General features: G+C 70.8%; 20 protein-coding genes and 1 other RNA gene. 4 read left to right on the top strand and 17 right to left on the bottom strand.

Annotated elements, in window-relative coordinates; genetic code table 11:
• Positions 1-23: 23 nt before the first annotated feature.
• The 3 genes from KBX63_RS24780 to KBX63_RS24770 form a co-directional block, all read right to left on the bottom strand.
• Positions 24-977: a redoxin family protein gene (locus KBX63_RS24780; RefSeq protein WP_210915066.1), complete on the bottom strand. Its 954-nt coding sequence runs from the start codon at positions 975-977 to the stop codon at positions 24-26.
• Positions 978-2192: an epoxide hydrolase family protein gene (locus KBX63_RS24775; protein WP_210915064.1), complete on the bottom strand. Its 1215-nt coding sequence runs from the start codon at positions 2190-2192 to the stop codon at positions 978-980.
• Between the two features lie 418 nt (positions 2193-2610).
• Positions 2611-2805 carry an AlpA family transcriptional regulator gene (locus KBX63_RS24770; RefSeq protein WP_210915063.1) on the bottom strand — a complete coding sequence of 65 codons (195 nt, stop codon included), beginning with the start codon at positions 2803-2805 and terminating at the stop codon, positions 2611-2613.
• 337 nt (positions 2806-3142) lie between these two features.
• On the opposite strand from KBX63_RS24770, the gene KBX63_RS24765 reads away from it, so the two are divergent.
• Complete coding sequence (locus KBX63_RS24765; protein ID WP_210915061.1) at positions 3143-3367, top strand: hypothetical protein; 225 nt, start codon at positions 3143-3145, stop codon at positions 3365-3367.
• Between the two features lie 253 nt (positions 3368-3620).
• Here the strand turns inward: KBX63_RS24765 and KBX63_RS24760 are convergent, their stop codons facing one another.
• Together KBX63_RS24760 and rnpB are read right to left on the bottom strand one after the other, a co-directional pair.
• On the bottom strand, positions 3621-4421 hold the full coding sequence (locus KBX63_RS24760) for a methyltransferase domain-containing protein (RefSeq protein ID WP_210915058.1): 801 nt from the start codon (positions 4419-4421) through the stop codon (positions 3621-3623).
• A 247-nt stretch (positions 4422-4668) separates the two neighbouring features.
• Positions 4669-5084: RNase P RNA component class A (gene rnpB, locus KBX63_RS24755), an RNA gene on the bottom strand.
• Positions 5085-5235: 151 nt separating this feature from the next.
• On the opposite strand from rnpB, the gene KBX63_RS24750 reads away from it, so the two are divergent.
• Positions 5236-5997, top strand: a complete 762-nt coding sequence (locus KBX63_RS24750; RefSeq protein WP_210915056.1) for a sulfite exporter TauE/SafE family protein — start codon at positions 5236-5238, stop codon at positions 5995-5997.
• A gap of 157 nt (positions 5998-6154) precedes the next feature.
• On the opposite strand, the gene KBX63_RS24745 is transcribed toward KBX63_RS24750, so the two are convergent.
• Positions 6155-7387 carry an MFS transporter gene (locus KBX63_RS24745; protein ID WP_210915055.1) on the bottom strand — a complete coding sequence of 411 codons (1233 nt, stop codon included), beginning with the start codon at positions 7385-7387 and terminating at the stop codon, positions 6155-6157.
• Positions 7388-7440: 53 nt separating this feature from the next.
• On the opposite strand from KBX63_RS24745, the gene KBX63_RS24740 reads away from it, so the two are divergent.
• Entirely contained in the window at positions 7441-7926 is a 486-nt protein-coding gene (locus tag KBX63_RS24740) for a MarR family winged helix-turn-helix transcriptional regulator (protein ID WP_210915050.1), read from the top strand.
• A gap of 99 nt (positions 7927-8025) precedes the next feature.
• Here the strand turns inward: KBX63_RS24740 and mctP are convergent, their stop codons facing one another.
• The 7 genes from mctP to KBX63_RS24705 form a co-directional block, all read right to left on the bottom strand.
• Complete coding sequence (gene mctP / locus KBX63_RS24735; RefSeq protein WP_210915045.1) at positions 8026-9675, bottom strand: monocarboxylate uptake permease MctP; 1650 nt, start codon at positions 9673-9675, stop codon at positions 8026-8028.
• Positions 9675-9917, bottom strand: coding sequence for a DUF3311 domain-containing protein (locus KBX63_RS24730; RefSeq protein WP_074313313.1), 243 nt, complete (start codon positions 9915-9917; stop codon positions 9675-9677). The genes mctP and KBX63_RS24730 overlap by 1 nt, the downstream gene beginning before the upstream one ends.
• A gap of 156 nt (positions 9918-10073) precedes the next feature.
• Positions 10074-11231, bottom strand: a complete 1158-nt coding sequence (locus KBX63_RS24725; RefSeq protein ID WP_210915040.1) for a bifunctional RNase H/acid phosphatase — start codon at positions 11229-11231, stop codon at positions 10074-10076.
• Positions 11232-11234: 3 nt separating this feature from the next.
• Positions 11235-11972 carry a zinc ribbon domain-containing protein gene (locus tag KBX63_RS24720; protein WP_210915037.1) on the bottom strand — a complete coding sequence of 246 codons (738 nt, stop codon included), beginning with the start codon at positions 11970-11972 and terminating at the stop codon, positions 11235-11237.
• On the bottom strand, positions 11962-12798 hold the full coding sequence (locus tag KBX63_RS24715) for a Nif3-like dinuclear metal center hexameric protein (protein WP_210915260.1): 837 nt from the start codon (positions 12796-12798) through the stop codon (positions 11962-11964). The genes KBX63_RS24720 and KBX63_RS24715 overlap by 11 nt, the downstream gene beginning before the upstream one ends.
• 163 nt (positions 12799-12961) lie before the next feature.
• Positions 12962-13534, bottom strand: a complete 573-nt coding sequence (locus tag KBX63_RS24710) for a flavoprotein (protein ID WP_210915036.1) — start codon at positions 13532-13534, stop codon at positions 12962-12964.
• A 16-nt stretch (positions 13535-13550) separates the two neighbouring features.
• Positions 13551-14780: a helix-turn-helix domain-containing protein gene (locus tag KBX63_RS24705; protein WP_210915035.1), complete on the bottom strand. Its 1230-nt coding sequence runs from the start codon at positions 14778-14780 to the stop codon at positions 13551-13553.
• A gap of 248 nt (positions 14781-15028) precedes the next feature.
• Between KBX63_RS24705 and KBX63_RS24700 the strand changes: the two genes are divergently transcribed.
• A complete protein-coding gene (locus tag KBX63_RS24700; protein ID WP_210915253.1) occupies positions 15029-15700 on the top strand; it encodes a bifunctional DNA primase/polymerase in 672 nt (223 codons plus the stop codon).
• A gap of 260 nt (positions 15701-15960) precedes the next feature.
• Here KBX63_RS24700 and KBX63_RS24695 read toward each other — a convergent pair whose 3' ends face one another.
• The 4 genes from KBX63_RS24695 to KBX63_RS24680 are packed head-to-tail and all read right to left on the bottom strand — an operon-like array spanning position 15961 to position 20144.
• A complete protein-coding gene (locus KBX63_RS24695; protein ID WP_210915252.1) occupies positions 15961-16683 on the bottom strand; it encodes an FAD:protein FMN transferase in 723 nt (240 codons plus the stop codon).
• A 49-nt stretch (positions 16684-16732) separates the two neighbouring features.
• On the bottom strand, positions 16733-17335 hold the full coding sequence (locus KBX63_RS24690; RefSeq protein WP_210915033.1) for an FMN-binding protein: 603 nt from the start codon (positions 17333-17335) through the stop codon (positions 16733-16735).
• Between the two features lie 11 nt (positions 17336-17346).
• Positions 17347-18765, bottom strand: a complete 1419-nt coding sequence (locus tag KBX63_RS24685) for a ferric reductase-like transmembrane domain-containing protein (protein WP_210915032.1) — start codon at positions 18763-18765, stop codon at positions 17347-17349.
• Positions 18762-20144, bottom strand: coding sequence for a DUF1501 domain-containing protein (locus KBX63_RS24680; RefSeq protein ID WP_210915029.1), 1383 nt, complete (start codon positions 20142-20144; stop codon positions 18762-18764). Before KBX63_RS24680 ends, KBX63_RS24685 begins: the two co-directional genes overlap by 4 nt.
• Positions 20145-20152 lie beyond the last annotated feature (8 nt).

The following is a 20152-nucleotide window of genomic DNA, read 5'->3' as shown; positions in this document are numbered from 1 at the left end:
GCCAGGTGCAGAGGTGGCCGGTGCTACCCGAACGTGAAGGCGTACGCCTCGGCGCCGGGCTCGCCGAACGAGAGCTCCAGGGTCCGTTCGCGGACCGCGTCATGCTGGCGTACGAGCTGGTGGAGGCGACCTTCCCGGAGCAGTCCGTTGCCGTCGACGTCGACGTCGACGCCGTGTGACGGGCCCGGAGGTTCGCCGTCGAGGAGCACCCGGAACGGGATCGACTCGCGCGCTCCGGGAGACAGCACGAGATGCGCGTCCCGTGCGTGGAACCGGAAGGCGATGCGCCCGCCGGCCTGGCCGAGCACGACGTTCTCGGGGCCGACCGTCCACTCCCCCGCGAGGGCCCACTGGTTGAGGGCCAGGCTCCCGGGGACCTCGTAGGCGCGGCGTTCGTCCAGCACGGCGCCGTTCGGCGACGCGAAGTGTTCGCCGCGCTCGAAACCGAGGTACGTCTCGGGCGTACGCAGGTGGGCCCGGTCGGCCGCCGCCTCCACCCCGCGCCCTTCGACGGGGACGAGGTCGCGCTCGATGCCGAGCAGCTGCTGGATGACGCGCTCGGACTGCTCGTAGCGTCCCTCGCCGAAGTGGCTGTCGCTGATGACGCCGTCCGTGTCGACGAAGTAGAGCGCCGGCCAGTAGTGGTTGTCGAAAGCGCTCCAGACCCCGTAGTCGTTGTCGACCGCGACCGGGTAGTCGATCCCGCGCGCCGTGATCGCCTGTCGCACCCAGCCGGTCTCATGCTCGAACGAGAACTCCGGCGTGTGGACTCCGATGACGACCAGCCCGTCGTCCCGGTATGCCTGCGACCACGCACGGACGTACGGCTCCTGGCGCAGCCAGTTGATGCAGGTCAGCGTCCAGAAGTTCACGACGACGACGCGGCCGCTCAGCTCGGCGTGACCGAGTGGCTCGGAGTTGAGCCACTCGGTCGCCCCGCTGAACGAGGGCAGGTGCGGACGGCCGGACACGCTCATCTAGCGAAGCGACCGGAAGGCGGTCCGGAGCTCTTCGGAGAAGATCTTCGGCTGTTCCCAGGCCGCGAAGTGCCCTCCCTTGTCGAGCTTGTTGTAGTGGATGAGGTTGGGATACGCCTGCTCCGCCCAACTCTTCGGAGCCTCGTAGAGCTCGTCAGGGAACACGCTCACGGCAACCGGGATGGAAACTCCCTTGGCCGCGAAGAAGGAGAGTTGGTTCTCCGCGTACAGGCGGGCCGAGGACACCCCGGTGTTCGTCAGCCAGTAGAGCGTGCTGTTGTCGAGGAGGTCCTCCGGCGTGATGCCGCGGGGCTGACCGGCGACGGACTCGGAGATGAGCTTCAGGCTGGCCACATCGTGGTCGAGCATGTAGGTCGCCAGGGCGACGGGCGGATCCGCCAATCCGGTCAGCGTCTGAGCGCGCCCCATCTCGAGGGCGTAACCGGAATGCTTCCAGAAGAAGTCCGCCTGCTCACACGCGCGCTTTTCATCGTCGGAGAGATTGGATGGGAGCGAGTCGAGCGGGCTGTTCGCGCCGGTGATACCGGACTGGAGCAGCGCGTCGATCTCGGGTGGATACACGCCCGGCATGTTGGTGTGAATGCCGATCAGCTCCGGAGGCGCCTGCAGACCCATCAGATCCGTGATGAGCGCGCCACCCTGCGCCACGTACCGCGTGTAGCCGAGGCGCTTCATCAACTCCATCCAGGCGGTTGCGATGTGTTGCGGGTCCCAGCCGGGCATGCTCGGCTTGCCCGAGAAGCCGTACCCGGGCATCGACGGGATCACCAGATGGAAGGCATCGGAGGCACTCGCGCCATGTGCCGTGGGATTGGTGAGCGGGTCGATGATCTTCAGCTGCTCGATCACCGAGCCGGGCCACTTGTGCGTGACGATGAGCGGCAGGGCGTCCTCATGCTTCGAGCGGACGTGGATGAAATGGATGTCGAGACCGTCGATGGTGGTCATGAACTGCGGTAGGGCGTTCAGCCTCGCCTCGACCTTGCGCCAGTCGTACTCCTTCTCCCAGTAACGCGCGAGCGTCTGCATCGTCGCAAGCTGCACGCCCTGCGACTGGTCCGGCACGGTTTCCTTCTCGGGCCAGCGCGTGGCCGCAATGCGCCTCCGCAGGTCATCGAGGTCCGCCTCGGGGATATCCACCGTGAACGGCCGGATTTCCGTGGTGCCTGGTCGCGTCTTGGTTCTGACAGCCATGCGCGCTTCCTCTCCGTCTGAGTTCGCGCCTCGCGAGGGGAATCATGGGGTTAAGGCCCTGCCCGGACTTATGTGCCAGCTCAAGATGGGCACGCCGCCGCCATATCTCGGAGCCTAGAACGCCGCGCTCCGGGCTCGTGGCGTTACGAGCAGTCCCCCGCCCGTAACCGGATTGCCAGGAGCCCGGGAAGCCTGAAACATCCAGCCGGTGGACGTCCGTCGCCCAGTCGGTCCGCACCTCGTGGACCCAGCAGTCACGCGGAGGCCAACAGCCCGCCCGCCGCAACCGTCTGCCACCCGCTGTACGACTCGCCTTGGGCGAGTGGGTGCGCCGGCACATCAACTATTGCTTCACCGGTCACTGCGACGGTGACTGAATCTACCGCCTGGACACGTTGAACATCGGGCCTCGCTGGGTCTAGTCCAGATCCCCGCGCCTGGTGGCGATCCACGCCTCGACATCTTCGGCAAGCCAGACGTTGCCCATCTGAAGAGTGGCGACCGGCTCAGGGAAGTCGCGCCGGTTGGTGATCTGGTAGACGCGCTGCCGCGAGATGCCGCCGAGCAGGATGCGGATCTCGCCCGAACCCACCAACCGCAGCTTTCTGGCCATGCACTGACGCTAGGCACATGCCGCCTAGGCACGTATCAAGTTGATGGACACCTAGTGCCTACCCGCTCTAGTCGTTTACTCTTTACTCATGACTAGAGGTAAATGGTCCCAACGTCCCGGTCAGCCAGTCGACTGGCACTCCGCCAAGCGCCCCGACCTGAGGTGACCATGTCGCTCCCGCGGTGGCAGCCCGAACCGCCATTCGCGGTTCAGATGGCCGGCTACGTCCTCGACTTCCATCACCGCAACGCCTGCTCGAAGTGCTCCGACGACGGATGCCCGCGTTTGACGGCGGCCGGCGAGACCCTACGCGCCTGGCGAGACAGGAACGGCCGAAGTGAAGGCCGGTGACGTCCTGCACCTGACCCGTGCAGCGAGCCCGCAGTTCGCACGGCCCATCTACCTTCGCCTCATCCGGATCCACACCGATCTGGACACCTATGACGGCTGGATCTGGCTGGACGGCTACCAACTTGACAAGAAGGGCGATGCCGTAGATCGCAGAGAGCTGTACGTCCTGACAGCAGGCGTGAGGTTGCTGGGGCCGGCGCCCCGTACGTGACGGCATCTGACCTGGTACGCGACGGCGAGTCGGCCTGTACACCGAGGTGTGTGCCTCTTAATCCGCTGGTCCGGGACGCTGCAAGCGCTGCCGCATCCCGCCGGTGTGGGGCACACAGGGGGCACAAGGCGCTGTCAAACGTCGTCAAGCCGCTACCAACGATGGCAGCCCGACATGCCGTCGGAGCAGGTGTCGCGGTCCGGCTGGTGGCGGGACAGCGGCTCTACGTTCCGCCTATAAGTTTGACGATCTCCTAGCGGATGCTCTCGTCTCCGTTGACGGTGGCGGCGGTGAGGAAGAACGTGACTGCGTATGTGAAGCGGTGGGCAGTGACGGCTTCGTCGAACTGGTCTTCGAAAGCACGGGCTTCGGCTGGGTCGAGTGTGCCGCGTTGAGCAGCTGTGGCAGCCCAGCTACGGAGGCCGAGAACGTTGTCGGCATCGGTCGGGTTTCGGACCAGGAGAGTTCGGGGTTCGACGGTGATGTCGACCAGGCCGTGCGCGGCGAAGAGACCGGCATGTTGATGAGCCAAAGTGCCGTTGCGGAGGAGGACTTCAGCCCGGAATCTCAGCACGCGCCGGGCCAGACTTTGGTCGGCGATGTCGAGTACCTGAGTGTCGTAGTCGGGGTCTGCTAGAACGACGCGGCCACCCGGCCGGACAACCCGGATGAGTTCCTTGATGGCCGCGCGGGGATCGGCGAGGTGTTGCACGGTGCGATCGGCCCAGGCCCCGTCGAAGGAGCGGCTGAGGAACGGCAGGTGGTGGGCGTCGGCAACGGCGGACTGGGTCAAGCCGCAAGCTCGCATTGCTGCGGACATGGTCTGCGCATGGTCGACGGTCGCCACACTGACACCGTGCTCGTCTCTCAGCTGGGCTGCACTTGCCCCTGTGCCAGCGCCGACTTCGAGGTAGCAACGGCCAGGTGCCGGATCAAGCAGTTCACGTACCCGGTGCTGGTATGCCTGATAGAAGGGCTCCTCGCTGAGACGCTCCAGGACGGCCACCCACGAGTTCGGGTCTGATTGGCGGTCGACGTCCGTGAACCCGTGCATGGATCGGCAGCCTATGGTGACGATTCCGACGATGCCGGCGGGACACGCAGCTTCGGGCCTTACGACGCCCAGAACGCGAGCGGATACGGGGGCATGGTGCAGAGCCCATGAGCGAGGGTCGCTCTGGGGTCCGTTCGTGGGCCGTCTGTGCCGCCAACCGCCGGCCGAAGACGACCAACGACGATCAGCAGTGCCCGAAGGAACGGCAGGCCAGCCGTCATATGGCGGCGGCTGGCCTGGTGGGCGACGGACGAGTCGACCTGTACGCCGGATTCTGTGCGCGGCGCGTACCCCGAAGGGTGTGCGCCGGCGGCGGCCATCCATCTCGGCCTGCCGTTGCCGGCAGGCTCCAGCGGCCTACCCGCAGACATCGGGCGGGCAGCCCTCAAACGTCTGCGCCGGGTCGTCATCTTGCGGTGACGGCCCTTACTTGGCCTTGCTCCGGGTGGGGTTTACCGAGCCACCCCGGTCACCCGGGGTGCTGGTGGGCTCTTACCCCACCGTTTCACCCTTACCGGCCCCGATGGGGTCGGCGGTCTGTTTTCTGTGGCACTGTCCCGCGGGTCACCCCGGGTTGCCGTTAACAACCACCCTGCCCTGTGGAGTCCGGACGTTCCTCGGCGGCGGGCCGAAGCCCGCCGACGCGGCCGCCCGGTCGACTCGTCCGTCGCGCTCTCATCCTAACGACGGGCGGCCCGCCGGTATTGCCGCCCCGCCTGGTCAAGATCGCGCAGCTCAGGGGCGGTGGCGGCGGCCATCGGGCGGGGAGTCCGGCGTTCCCGCCCAACCGGGCGGGGTCTAGCCTCGTGGGGCTATGGATCTCTCCCACGCCGCGCTGCTGCTCGCCGCCGGTCTCGCCGCTGGCACGGTCAACGCGGTGGCCGGTGGTGGTTCACTGATCACCTTCCCGGCGATGATCGCGGTGGGGCTTCCCCCGGTACCGGCGAACGTCAGCAACTCCGTCGCCGTGTTCCCCGGGTACCTGTCCAGCGTGGCGGGCAGCCGCCTGGATCTTCCGCGTGGGCGTGCGCTGGCCACGCTGGTGCCCACCACGATCGTCGGCACCCTCCTCGGGGCGCTGCTGTTGCTGGCCACCCCGGCCCGCGCGTTCGAGGTGGTCGTACCGTTCCTGGTGCTCGGCGCGACCGCCCTGCTCGCCTTTCAGGACCCGCTGCGCCGGCTGGTCGGTCACCCCCGGGACCTGTCGCCGCGCCAGCGGACGGTCGCGGTGCAGACGATGGTCGCCCTCGGTGCGGTGTACGGCGGGTACTTCGGCGCGGCGCTCGGCGTGATGCTGGTCGCCGGTCTGGCGCTGGTGCTGGACGCGACGCTGGCCCGGGTGACAGCGATCAAGAACCTGCTCTCCGCGGTGGTGGGGTTCACCACTCTGGTGGTGTTCGCTCTCTTCGGGCCGGTGAACTGGGCCGCGGTCGCGATGGTCGCCCCGGCCACGCTGATCGGCGGGTACCTCGGCGCCCGACTGGTCCGCCGGCTGCCGTCGGTGCTGCTCAAGACGATCATCGTGGTGTTCGGCACGGTGATCGGGCTCTACCTGCTCTGGCGCGCCCTGAGCTGAACCCCCAACACCGAAGATCCGCGCAACTTCCGGGAAAGTGCTGCCTCAATGAGCGTCGGAGACAGCAGTTTCCCCGAAAGTGCGCGGATCTTGACGGAGGGACGGGAACGGGGAGGGATGGGAACGGGACGGGGACGCGGCGGGGGCGGGACGGCGGTCAGTACGCCTCGCCGACCGGCTCTTCCGGGGCGTGCTCGGTGGCGGCGGCGGTCCGGTTCCACCGGGACCAGAGCACCCGCTCGCCGTAGCCGGCGGCCATCACGTGCGCGAAGGCCAGGTAGACCAGCACGCCGACGGCGAGCACCCCGAAGCCGACCCAGAACGGCAGCGACAGCGAGTGCTCGGCGAGCTTGCCGGAGATGATCGGCGCGGGCGCGGCGGCGCCCCAGCGGACCAGGTTGAACGCGCCGGTGGCCACCCGGCGGTCGCTGGAGCCGAGGCCGAGCGCCAGGTCGGTGAGGTTGGCGTTGGCCAGCCCCATGCAGAGCCCGGCGAGCACCAGCACCACGAGCGCCTCGGTGGTGCTGGTCGACGTGGCGAAGAGGACCATGCAGACCAGCAGCCCGGCGATGGCCACGCCGACGGTCTGCACCGCGCCGATCCGGTGGGCCAGCCGGTGGCCGATCACCAGGATCCCGGCGGCAAGGCCGAGCCCCCAGCCGGTGAACGCCAACCCCAGCGGGATGACGTCCAGGCCCAGGAAGAGCGGCGTGTAGCCGAGCACCACGAAGAAGACGAAGTTGTACGCGCCGGTCACCACGCAGAGCGCGATGAACGCGGGACGGCGGTAGGTGGCGAAGATCTGACCGACGCGTACGGGCGCCTGCCGGTTGCTCGGCTCACGCAGCTTGCGGGCGGCCACGCCGAGCGCCAGCACCATGAACACGCCGCAGACGAAGAACGGCAGTCGCCAGCTGACCTCGCCGAGGAGGCCACCGATCAGCGGGCCGACGGCGAAGCCGAGACCGAGGGCCGTCTCGAAGAGACCGACCACCCATTCCCGGTCGACGGCCAGGTTGACCAGCACCACCATGGCGGTGGCGAAGAACATCGCGTTGCCCAGCCCCCAGACACCGCGCAGCACGGACAGCTGCACGATGTTGTTGCTCAACGAGGCGAGGATCGCGGCCAGGCCGACCACGGCGACCCCGGCGATCAGCACCGGCTTGAAGCCGGACCGGCCGCTGGCCAGGGTCGCCGGGATCATGCCGAGGGCCATCACCGCGATGTACGCGGTGAACAGCAGCTCGACCTGCCAGGCGGTGACCCCGATCGCGTCGCCGATGGCCGGCAGGATCGGGTCGACGACGGCGATGCCGGCGATGGCGAGAAAGGCCACCAGTGTGGTGGCGTAGATGGCACTGCGGTTCGGTTCGGAACGCCGATCCACTCCGACTCCCAATTAACTGTATGGTACAGGTACTTATCTTGTATCATACAGCTATGAGCGATGACCCCTACCGGGACACCGAGGCCGAGACCGACGAGGTCACCCTGGGCCGGATCGAGACCGAGGTGGCCCTGCTGATGCGCTTCGGCGAGGCGACCCGCCGGGCCACCGGCACCGCCGAGCACCGGGTGCTGGACCGGGCGGCGTACGTGATCCTGCGTCACCTGGACGCTGCCGGCCCGCAGAACGTCTCCGCGCTCGCCGCCCGACTCAACCTGGACGGCTCGACCGTGACCCGGCAGGTGTCCGCGCTACAGCGCGACGGCCTGATCACCCGTACCCCGGACCCGTCCGACGGCCGGGGCACCGTCATCTCCCCCACCGCCACGGGCCTGCAGCGGATGGCCGCGGTGCGGGCCGCGCGGACCCGGCTCTACGGCGACATGCTCGGCGACTGGCCCGCCGAGGACCGGGAGACCCTCGCGGTGCTCCTGCGCCGCCTCAACGCGGCCCTGGAATCGCGCAACCGCAGCCGCTGAGCCACCGCACCGCACGCCGCACGCCGCACGCCGCCCGTGAAAGGTAGGGCCCCTTGTCAACGCCTGGCGTCAACAAGGGGCCCTTCCTTTCGGGGGACGTCAGGCGACCGGTTCCCGGGCGGAGTCGGCGTCGCGCTCGGTACCGGGGGTGACCCGAGGGTCACCCTCGTCGGCGAAGTAGTCGTCCGGCGTGGTGCCGTCGACGCCCTCGGCCACCTTGGCGGCGCGCACGGCCAGCGTCACCAGCGCCGCGACCGCCAGGTTCACCAGCACCGCCACGATGCCCACGTAGATCGTCTTGGTGGTGTCGAAACCGAACTCCGACAGCGGGAAGGCCGACCCACCGAAGTGCTTCCGGGTGGGGCTGGCCACCTGGTAGAGCATCCACATGCCCAGCCCCATGCCGACCGCCCAGCCGACGATCAGGCCGGTGCGGTGGAACCAGCGGGTGTAGAGACCCAGCGCCACCGCCGGCAGCGTCTGGAGAATGATCACGCCGCCGATCAGCTGGAGGTCGATGGAGAACTGCGGGTCGAGGAAGACGATGCAGGCCACCGCGCCGACCTTCACCACCAGCGAGGTGATCTTCGAGACGTTCGCCTCCTGCGCCGGGCTGGCGTCCCGCTTCAGGTACTCCTTGTAGATGTTGCGGGTGAACAGGTTCGCCGCCGCGATCGACATGATCGCCGCCGGCACCAGCGCGCCGATGCCGATCGCCGCGTACGCCACACCGGCGAACCAGTCCGGGAACTGCTGGTCGAAGAGCAGCGGCACGACGGTGTTGTTGTCCACACTGCCTTCCGTCGCCCCCGGCAGCGGCTTCACGCCGGCCGCGATGGCCATGTAACCGAGCAGCGCGATCAGCCCGAGCAGCAGGCTGTACGCCGGCAGCGCCGACATGTTCCGCTTGATCACGTCGCGGTTCCTGCTGGCCAGCACGCCGGTGATGCTGTGCGGGTAGAGGAAGAGCGCCAGCGCCGAGCCGAACGCCAGCGTGACGTACTGGAGTTGGTTGTTGGCGTTGAGCAGGATCCCGTCGTTCGGGTTGGGCGAGGCGTCGAACTTCGCGTCCGCGGCCGCGAAGATGTCGCCCCAGCCGCCCAGCTTGTACGGCAGGTAGATGATCGCCACCAGGATCACGATGTAGATCAGCGTGTCCTTGACGAACGCGATCAGCGCCGGTGCGCGCAGCCCCGACTGGTAGGTGTAGGCGGCCAGGATGGCGAACGCGATGATGATCGGCAGGTGCCGGGCCAGTGCGTTGTCGCCGGTCACCCCCATCGTCTTGAGCACCGCCTCGATGCCGACCAGCTGCAACGCGATGTACGGCATGGTGGCCACGATGCCGGTGATCGCGATCAACAGCGCCAGCACCGGCGAGTCGAACCGGTTGCGGACGAAGTCGGCCGGCGTGACGAACCCGTGCCGGTGCGACACCGACCAGAGCCGGACCAGCACCAGGAAGACCAACGGGTAGATCACGATGGTGTACGGCACGGCGAAGAACCCGGCGGCGCCGGCCCCGAACATCAGCGCCGGAACCGCCACGAAGGTGTACGCGGTGTAGAGGTCACCGCCGACCAGGAACCAGGTGATCCAGCCGCCGAAGCTGCGCCCGCCCAGCCCCCACTCGTCGAGGTGGGCCATGTCCTTCGGGGCACGCCACCGGGCGGCCACGAAGCCCATCGCGCTGACCAGCAGAAAAAGCAGGGAGAAGACGATGATCTCGGTGAGATGGTCGCGCCACATCAGCGCTCACCCCGCTTCTTCGTCATCTGGTAGACCAGCGTGGTGGTGGCCACGCCGAGAAGGATCCAGGCCAGTTGAAGCCAGTAGTAACGCGGGAAACCGAAGATCCGGGGCGAGTCGCCGTTGAAGAAGGCCGGGATCAGCGGCACCACGATGGGAATGAAGAGCAACCAGTTCCAGGGGCTGTGGTCCTTCGCCCTGGACGGCGCCGTGGTGGGCGCCTCCGGTTCCGGTGCAGCCATGTGACACACCTCCGGGAAGTCGTGGCTCGCGATGTAACGGCCGGAGGCTACGACTCTGTGACCGCTGTCACGTGCGCTGCGCGGAGGGTGCTGCGCCGAGCGGCCGACGGCATGCGCCGAACGGCGCAGGCGGTCGGGCGTGGAGGTACGGCCGGATCAGCCAGCGGAGAGGTGGGCGGTGTCGTTGACCGTGCGTACCGCGACGCCGCCGTCGGGCCACATGTCGAGCACCGAGATGCCGGCCGCGTCCAGGAAGAGCCGGTGCAGGAAGGCGTCGCTGGCCGCGAGCGCGTCCCGCAGCACCAACTTGATCGGCGAGACGTGCGAGACGACCACGACGGTCTCCCCGGGGTACGCCTTGAGCAGCCCGGCGACCACCCGGTGACAGCGCTCGGCCACGTGGGTGAACGACTCACCGCCCGGCGGGGCGATCCGGGGGGAGGCGAGCCAGGCGTCCATCTCCCCCGGCCACTGCGCGCGCACCTCGGCGAAGGTACGCCCCTCCCAGTCCCCGAAGTCGCACTCGATCAGGTCGTCCTCGGTGCGTACCGGCACGCCACCGAGCGCCCCGGCGATCGCCGCCGCGGTCTGCGTACACCGGGACAGCGGTGAGCTGAGCACGGCCGCGACGGACGGGGCCAGCGCGGCCACCCGGGTAGCGGTGGCCCGGGCCTGGGCCCGGCCGCGCTCGGAGAGCGGCACGTCGCCCCGGCCGGAGTAGCGCCGCTGCTCGGTGTAGGCGGTCTCGCCGTGCCGGACCAGGATCAACCGGGTGGCGGTGAAGCTCGGACGCGGCTCCCAGGAGGCCGGCGCGGTCGCCGGGTCGCTGCCGGTGGTCGTCGCCGCGAGCCGGCCGGCGGCGGCGTCGATCGCGGCGGTGGTCGGCGCCGGCGCGGGCCGGCCGGCGGCGGCGTCCATCGCGGCGTTGGCCAGCGCGTCGGCGTGCCGGTTCTGCTCGCGGGGGATCCAGGCGAACCGGACCGCCGCGAACCGGCCCACCAGCCCGGCCGCCTGGGCGGCGAGCGGTCGCAGGCCGGGATGCTTGATCTGCCACCGGCCGCACATCTGCTCGACCACCAGCTTGGAGTCCATCCGGACGTCCACCTCGGCGGCGCCCAGCTCGGCGGCGGCCGTCAGCCCGGCGATCAGCCCCTGGTACTCGGCGACGTTGTTGGTCGCCGTACCGATCGACTCGGAACGCTCGGCGAGCACCTCGCCGGTCTCCGGGTCGCGCACCACCGCGCCGTAGCCGGCCGGACCCGGGTTGCCCCGGGACCCGCCGTCGGCCTCGACGACGACCACGCGCGGCGCCACGACCTACAGGCCCGACTCGTTGGTACGGACCATGATTCGCCGGCAGTCCTCGCAGCGGACCACGTCGTCCGGGGCGGCCTTGCGGATCCGGGCCAGGTCGGCGCCGGAGAGCTCCAACCGGCAGCCGCCGCAGCGGCCCGCGGTGAGCAGCGCGGCGCCCAGCCCGGTGTCCTGGCGGATCTTGTCGTAGAGGGTCACCAGCTCGCTCGGGAGATCGGCGGCGAGTGGCTGACGGGCCCCTCGCTTGAACTCCTCCTCCTTGGCGATCTCGGCCAGTGCCTCGTCCCGGCGCTGCTCGGTGGCGGCCCGCTTCTCCCGGGTATCGGCCAGCCGCTGCTCGACGCCGTCCAGCACGCTCTCCGCGGTCTCCCGCTGCTCCATCAGCTCCAGCTCGGCGTCCTCCAGGTCGCCCTGGCGACGCTTCAGAGAGACCAGCTCGTGCTGGAGCGCCTCCAGCTCCCGGGCCGGCCCGGTGCCGGCGGCCAGCCGGTTCTCGTCCTTCTCCTTGCGGGCCCGGACCTGCTCGACGTCCTTCTCCAGCCGGGCGATGTCGCGGTCCAGGTCGTCGACCGCCACCTGGGCGCGGACCCGCTCATCCTCCAGCGACGACAGCTCCCGGGCCAGCGCCTCCAGCTCCGCCCGCTCGGGCAGCGAACGCCGGCGGTGGGCGAGCTGGGCGAGGTTGGTGTCGATCGCCTGGAGGTCGAGCAGGCGGCGCTGCACCTGGGGGTCAGCCTTCATGGTCGGGCTCCTTGTCGTCCACAACGGGTGCGGCGGCGTGCACGGTCCACGGATCGGTGTCCAGGTCGGACACCAGCGTCTCGACGCCCGGCGCCTCCCGCAGGAGGGCGGCCAGGTCGTCCAGCCACGGTCGTTCGGTCGCCCAGTGGGCGGCGTCGATCAGGGCGGGACCATCGGCGGCGAGGTGCTCGCCGGCCGGGTGGTGCCGCAGGTCGGCGGTGAGGAACGCGTCCACCCCGGCGGCGGTCGCGGCGCCGAGGAAGCTGTCCCCCGACCCGCCGCTGACGGCGAGGATACGAACCATACGCCCGGGATCCCCCGCGGCGCGAACTCCCCACGACGTGACGGGGAGCACCGCGGCGGCATGCCGGGTCAGCTCGGCGAGGGTCATCGGGCGGGGCAGCTCGCCGATCCGGCCGACACCCCGGTCGTCGCCGTACGCGGGCGACCCGGGCGCGGGCCGGTGCAGCGGGCGTAACCCGGTCAGCCCGAACCGGGCGGCGAGGGCATCGGAGACGCCCGGGGAGGCCACGTCGGCGTTGGTGTGCGCCACGTAGAGCGCCACCCCGGCCCGGATCAGCTGATGGACGATCCGCCCCTTGAACGTCGTCGGGGCGACCGAGGAGACCCCGCGCAGCAGCAGCGGGTGGTGCGCAACGATCATGTCGACGCCGGCGGCCAGCGCCTCGGCGACCGTCTCGGGCACCACGTCGACCACGCAGAGCACCCGGTGGACCGGGGCGGTCGGCTCGCCGAGCACCAGACCCACCCGGTCCCACTCCTCGGCCCAGACCGGCGGGTAGCGCCGTTCCAGCTCGGCCACCACGTCGATCACCGTGGGGGTGGATCCGCATACGCTCACGGCGGGCCAGCTTACCGTCGCGCGGGCCGTCGGGCGGCGACGCCCGGCCCGGCCGCGCCGGTCAGGCGGCGAGCCGGACGCCCCCCGCCCGACGATCAGGCGGCGAGCCGGACGCGCCCGCCGACGGTCAGGCGGCGCGGCGGTAGCCGGCGAGCAGTGCGGCCAGCGGCATCTGCCAGGGGAACGCGTGCAGGTGCTGCTCGCCCGTCCCCGGCGGGTGCAGGGCGACCACGTGATCACCGAATAGCACCGTGACCCCCCATTCGGCCAGTCGCGCCACCCCGGCCCGGAACGCGGGGTGGGCGGCCATCGCGGCGTTGGTGTACGGCACCGCCACGATCGGGACGCCCTTGCCCTGCGCCTCGACCAGCAGGCCGAGCGCGAGGGTGTCGGCGATCCCGGCCGCCCACTTGTTGACCGTGTTGACGGTGGCCGGACAGACGATCATGGCGTCGGCTGGCGGCAGCACGTCCGGGTCACCGGGATTCTTGTAGTGCGTCCGCACCGGATGGCCCGTCTGCCGGATCAGGGCGGACCTGTCGACGAACTTGGCGCCGTCGGGCGTGGCGACCACGCAGACCTCCCAGCCGTCCTGCTGGGCCAGGTCGACCAGGCGGCCGACGTGCCGGGCCAGCGGCGAACCGCAGGCGATGACATAGAGCACCTCGCGGTGCCCGCTGGTGCGCTGTGAACCGGCCATCAAACCGGCTCCGCGCTCATACCCCTACTCCCATGTGCTCAGCCAACTCCGCTACCGGAGAAGGCGGCGCACCACGTGTGCGACGCAGGATGTCCGACATCACCTCGTGCGCGATCGGCCGGCAGCGGATCTCCGACGGGGCGAGCCGGTCGCCGCGCAGCAGCATCTCGCCAGCGTTCGCGACGTCGCCGATCTGGGCGAACCCGCGGGCGATGTCGAGCAGGTGGTGCGCCCGGCGCTCGGGCAGCAACGCGTTGAAGGTGGGCTCCACGATGCGCAGCTGGTGCACCTCCACCGCCCGCCCCCCGTCGCCCAGCTCCACCGCGGCCGCGGCCCGGTGCAGCTCCACATTGGTCGGCCCGAACGAGGTCCAGTAGTGGTTGTGGTCGCCGCCGAGCAGCGTGGCCGCCTCCTCGGCGCCGTTGATGAGGTCGTCGACGGTGGCCGAGTCACCGATCCGGGAGGCGGCCATCGCGCCCTGGAGCAGCAGCATCCCGTAGACAGAGAGCCGGGCCGGAGTGGCGTCGTTGCCGCCGCCGGGTGCGAGCCGGTTGGCGATGGTGACATTCAGCTCCAGCGCCGGACGGGCGCGGCCCATCGCGACCAGCGCGTTGCACACCCGGGTGGTGGCGATGCCGGCCAGCAGCGGGTCGTCGGCCCGCTGGGCCACCGCCATCGAGCGGTCCGCGGCCAGCCAGGCCAGCTCGCACTCGCCGAGCTTGCGCAGCACCGAGGAGGCGATCTGGTAGACCTGCCCGAGCAGGTGTGCCGCCTCCGGGGCCTGCTCGCCGCCGTAGCCGGCGTCGGCCGCCTGAGCGTCGCGCAGCAGCTTCGGCAGCGCCCGGGTGAGCATCCCGTAGCGGCCGTACTGGTAGGTGAGCCAGGCGTGATTGACGGCCTTGCGCATGTCGTCCAGCGGGGGCGGGTACGGCGCGGCGTCGAAGTACGCGCTCATCGAGTCGTACCGCTCCAGCGCCGCCCTGATCTCCTGCACCTCGACCTGGTCGATGCAGTTCAGCGCGTCGGTCCGCCGCTCCGGGTCCTTGCCCATCAGCAGCTGCACGTCCACCTGGAGGATGTCGGCGATCTCGTAGAGGACCGAGAACTTGTCCAACCGACGGACGCCGCGCTCGACCTTGTCCACCCAGCTCTTCGACTTGCCCAACCGGTCCGCGAAGACCTGCTGCGACATCTTGCGTCGCCCCCGCCAGTAGGCCACTCGCCGCCCTATGGGTAGCTCGTCCATCTCCCCATCCCTCCCCCTGCCGCCCCGGCCATCGGGCCAGGGCGATGTCCGCGGGTGCGGCGATCCTCGTTCATCTTCAGGTTTTCGCTGGTCGCACAGCTTGTGCGTCAGCCGTACAGCCAGTCCTCGTACTTTTCGTGCAAGTTGCACGAGCCGTTCGTCAACCTCAACGATCGTGGGTTACGGCAGTGACGGTGCTCGACATGCGACCTGGCGTTCGCCGGGCCCGATGAGGGGAGATGGCACACATGTGGGGGAACGTCGGACCGCGCGTCGCCGAACTGTCGCCGTTGGAACGGGTCCGGCTGCGCCGGGTCGCCGTGCGGTACGCCGCGCACGGCTGGGAGGTGACCCCGGGGGCCTGTCTGGCCCGCAGCCGGTTCGTCTGCGGCCGGGCCGGCTGCCCCACCGTGGGCTGCCACCCGGCACTGGAGAACTGGGAGCTGGCTGCCAGCGCCGACCCGGCCCGGGTCGCCACCTGGTGGCGGAGCCGCCCGCACGGCGTGCTGCTGCCCACCGGTCGGGCCTTCGACGTGCTGGAGGTGCCGGCCCACCTCGGCCGGCAGGTGCTCGGCGCGGTGCAGACCCACCCGGCCGGCACCGGCGTACGCGGGCCGGTGCTGGTCACCCCCACCGGGCGCTGGATGTTCCTCGTCCGCCCCGGCGATCCGCTCCGGCCGGAGCTGGAGCACTGCTTCCACGTGGTCCGGCACGGGCCGGGCTCGTGGATCCCGGCGCCGCCCACCCGGCTGCCGGAGGGGACGGTCCGCTGGGCGGTCGCCCCGGAGCAGGCCCGCTGGCAGCTCCCGGATTCCTACCTGGTGCAGAACACGTTGATCGAGGCCCTGCGCGCCACCGGGGTGACACTCGCCCCCGACCTGCTCCCCGGTCACCTGCCGCTGCCCCGGCGGGGCATGTGAACCGGCCGGCAGCGATTCCAGCCGGCAGCCGACAGCGTCGCCGGGGCGCCGGTCCTCGTTGACAGGGGGACGGCGCGAACGCGCGCCACGAGCGGGGGAATGATGTCCACGGACGACAGAGCGTCTCATCCCGGCGGCACCGAACCGCCCCGTCGCAGCCACCGGCGGCACCGCTGGGCCGGCACCCGCCCGTCGGGCTCCCGCCCCGGCCGGCCCCGCCCCACCGGCTCCCGCCCCGCCGGCACCCACCGACCCCTCCGCTAGTCCGTCAGCGGAAGCGCGCTGGAGTGCAGCTGGTAGGCGTCGTCGGTGATGACGGCGTGGGTGTGGTCGGCGAGCCGGTCCAGCCAGCCGATGCCGGCGACCCCCATGGCCAGCGCCGCCGTGGCATACGCGTCGGCCACCCCGAGGTCGGTGCCGACCACCGTCACCGAGCGCAGCCCACCGGCCGGCGCGCCCCGGCGCGGGTCCAGCACGTGCCGGCCCCGCTCGTAGACACCGGAGGTGGCCACGGCCAGGTCGGTCCCGGCGAGCACCAGGCAGGTCGCCATCGGGTCCCACGGGTGCCGGATGCCGATGCGCCACGGCTCCCCGGACGGGGAGCGGCCGCGCACCCGCACGTCGCCGCCGGCGTTCACGCAGTGGTTCGGCGCGCCGGCCGCGAGCAGCCGGTCCGAGGCGACCTGTGCCGCCCAGCCCTTGACGAACCCGCACGGATCGAGCCGGCCGGTGGCGTACGCGTCGAAGAACCCGTCGGTGGCGCCCCACAGGTCGGCGGAGGCCTCCAGCACGAACCGCAGGTCCGCCGACGCCTCGGAGAGCAGCACCTCGCCCCGGTCGAAGCGGCACACCTCGCTGTCCGCCCGGTACGTGCTGAACCGGGCGTCCACCTCGCGCATCCAGGTGAAGACCTGATCCGCCAGCTCGTGCAGGGTCGCCGGCGCCAGGTCGTCGGCGAGATCCAGGGTGATCGCCGTACCCATGATCTGCTCGACCCGGCACAGCCCGGGTCGGGTCATCGCCGCCGGCACGTCAGAACGCCTGCTCGATCGCGCCCCGCAGCGACTGCTTGTAGGAGTTGCTGGTCTCGGTGGCGCCGGAGACGGTGTTGAGGTTGGCGCTCTGCTTCTGCACCACCTCGCCGCCCGTGCCGTTGTACCTGTCCCGGACGTCGCCGCTGTGGATGTCGGACTCGCCCCCGCTGGGCAGCGACAGCGAGATGGCCTCGACGATCCGGTTACCGGAGACCACGATCTGCACCTGCACGTACCCGTACTCGTTGTCCACGCCCGGGCCGGTGACCCGGCGTGTGGTCGGCTGCGGCGCCTTGGTGGTGGTCCGCGGCGTGGTGGGGGCCTTCGCGGTGGTGCGGGTGCCGGACGGTCGGGCGGTGCTCCTGCTCGGCTTGGGCGACGCCGGCGCGCCGGCACTCACCGACGGCTTCGGCGCCGCGCCCGCCGGGTCGCCCGCCGCCGCCGGAGCGACGCTCGGGTCCGCACCCTGCGGGGTGGGGTTGACCGGCTGGGCGGCCGGCAGGTCCTGGGCGACCTGGGTGGTGCCCGGCGAGCCCTTGAGGACCACCAGCGCGGTGGTACTGGCGGCCAGACCGGTGATCGCGAGGAACGCGCGACGCATGCGATGCCTTCCTACAGCTCGAAGGTGGCCAGGTGGATCTGTCGGCGGGGCACGCCGGCCCGGCGCAACGCCCGCACCGACTGCTCGACGAGGCCGGGCGGCCCGCAGAGGTAGACGTCGCGCCGGGCCACGTCGGGCACCAGTTGACGCAGCCCGTCCGGGCTCATCAGCTGGCGGGGGCCGGGGTCGTCGCGGGAGCCGATGACGTACCAGATCGAGGTGTCCCGGGCCTGGGCCAGCCAGTCCAGTTCCCGGCTGAGCAGCACGTCGGCCGGGGTACGGGCCCGGTAGATCAGCGCGGCGCCCGGCGGCAACTCCTCCAGCATGGCCCGGATCGGCGTGATGCCGCTGCCGCCGGCGATCAGCAGTGCCCGGTCGCGGACCCGGTGCGCGGCGGTGAAGGTGCCCGACGGGCCCTCCGCCCAGACCCAGGTGCCCGGTTCCAGGTCGCGCAGGGCGGCGGTGTGCGCGCCGACCACCTTGACGGTGAGCCGCAGCCAGCGGGCGTTGGCCGCCGCGGAGACGGAGAACGGGTGCGACTGCCACCAGCAGCCCCGGGTGAGGAAGCGCCAGCGGAAGTACTGTCCGCCGAGCATCGCCAGCCGGTCCAGCCGCTCGCCGGTGAGGTAGATGGAGATCGTGTCGGGGCTCTCCGCGACCACGTCGGCGACCCGCAGCCGATACCGCAGGTTGAACGCGAGCGGCGCGATCACCCGACCCCACAGCAGGGCGGCGACCACCAGCAGGTAGAGGGCGATCCAGCCGGTGCGCACCGGGCCGGGCCTGTACAGCTGCGCGCCGTGGGAGAACTGGTGCCCGAAGCCGAGCAGCAGCACCAGGTAGCTGGACAGGTGCAGCAGGTGCCACAGCTCGTAGGGCAGCGCCCGCCGGATCGCCCGGATGCTGGTGAACCCGACGAGCACCATGATGCCGGCGGCGACGAACGCGGAGACCATGTCCTCGTAGTCGCCGAGCAGCGTGCCGACCTCGGCGAGGACCGACTGGTTACGCAGGTCCGCGTAGCCGACCAGGGTCAGCGACACGTGCGCCAGCACGGCGACCAGCAGGGTGGCGCCGATGTCGCGGTGCCAGCGGGCCAGCTGCTCGCCGCCGATCCACCGCTCCAGCACCGGTAGGCGGCTCATCATCAGCACCTGCACCAGCAGCAGGTAGCCGGCGACCAGGCCGGTGATCCGGCCGGCGGCCGTCAGGGTCGCCGCGGTGGTCCGCAGCGAGCCGGCGGGGGTCCCCAGCCACCACGGCAGCACGCTGGCGAGCAGGCCGACCAGGAGCAGCGCGGCCAGCAACCGCCGGCCGCCGGGGCCGCGCCGGGGCGGGGTCTGCGGGGGTGCGGGGGCAGCCGACCGGCCGCCGTGCCGGGACGTGGTCCCGGTGCGGCGGCCGGCGGCGTGGGTGTGCGAATACGTCACGCGTACAGCTTCATCGGGGCGTACTTCTGGCGGGGGAAGACCTTGTCCACCTCCGCGTTGGTGAGCCCGAACCGGCCCTGGGCCACCGCGCCATAGACGTTGAACATGTTGTTGTACTCCGGCACGTCACCGGAGTCGAGCTTGTCCAGGCCGTTCCAGGTGCCGAGCAGCGAGCCGGCCAGCTTCTTGCCCGACAGCAGGGTGACCACCCCGCCGTGCCCGTGGTCGGTGCCGCCGCTGTTGGAGCCGACCCGCCGGCCGAACTCGCTGGACACCATGATCGTCACGTCGGCGGCCTGCGGGCCGAGGTCGGTGAAGAACGCGGCCATCGCGCTGGCCAGCTCGTTCAGCCGACGGTGCAGCTGACCGCCGTCGCGGGTGCCCTGATTCTCGTGGGTGTCGTAGCCACCCATCCCCACGGTCGCGACCCGGACGTTCGCGCCGCCCTTGATCAGCCGGGCCAGCTGCTTGAACGCGTTGCCGACGCCCTCGTACTCGACGCCCGCGGCGGGCTGGTACGGCTTGGCGGCGAGCTTCTGCGCGGTGGCCAGCGCGCCCATGCCCTCCTGCACGGCTTCCTCGACCGGGTGGTTGATCCCGGTGAAGAGCCCCTTGATGGCCTTCTCGGTGGCGGCCCGGAACCGGTCGTCACCGTTGAGTCGCAGCGAACCGACGTTGTTCAGCGAGAGCGCGCCGTTGTTGCCGACCAGCGAACGGGGCAGGGTGCTGCCGACGCCGACGCTGCGGAACGCGGTGCCCTTGCCGAGGTTGTCGACCAGCCCGTCCAGCCAGCCCCGGCCGCCGGTCTCGTTGGGCAGCCCACCGAGGTTGCAGGCGTCCGCGGCCTGGAAGTGGCTGCGGGACAGCCGCTCGTCGGAGACCGCCGGGATGAAGCCCAACTGGCCGGCCTTGAGCCACTGCTCCAGCGGCTTGAACGCGCTGGTCAGCTTGAAGCCGCGGCCCACGGCCAGCGAGTCGTTGCCGAGCAGCAGGTCAGGGCGGGCCTTGGCGAGCACCGGGTCGTTGTCCGGCGCGATCAGGCTCAGCCCGTCCAGCCCGCCGTAGAGGAAGACGTGGATCAGGGTGCCGGTCTTGGTCGCCGCGAACGACGCCGAGGTGGTGACGAACTGGGCGGTGGCCAGCGCGGTGGCGGTGGCCGCGGCACCGGCGACGAAGGTCCGTCGGGTGACGCCGCGACCGTCCTGCTGGGCCTCCTCCAGGTCCTCCAGGGTGCGGTAGCGGTCGGCCTCGGCGGCGTTCTCGGCGGCGACCAGGTCGGCCTCCGCCCGCAGCAGCGCCTCGGCCGGGTTGTCGGCCAGCCGCCGCAGGTCGCGGCATTCGGGGTGCAGGGGGAAAGAGTTGTACACAGTCTTCTCCATCGGGTGCC

The sequence above is a fragment of the Micromonospora sp. U21 genome (genome assembly GCF_018070045.1).
GTDB lineage: Bacteria > Actinomycetota > Actinomycetes > Mycobacteriales > Micromonosporaceae > Micromonospora.
Note: the sequence above shows the minus strand (reverse complement) of the source record. Positions and strands in the feature narration are given on the sequence as shown.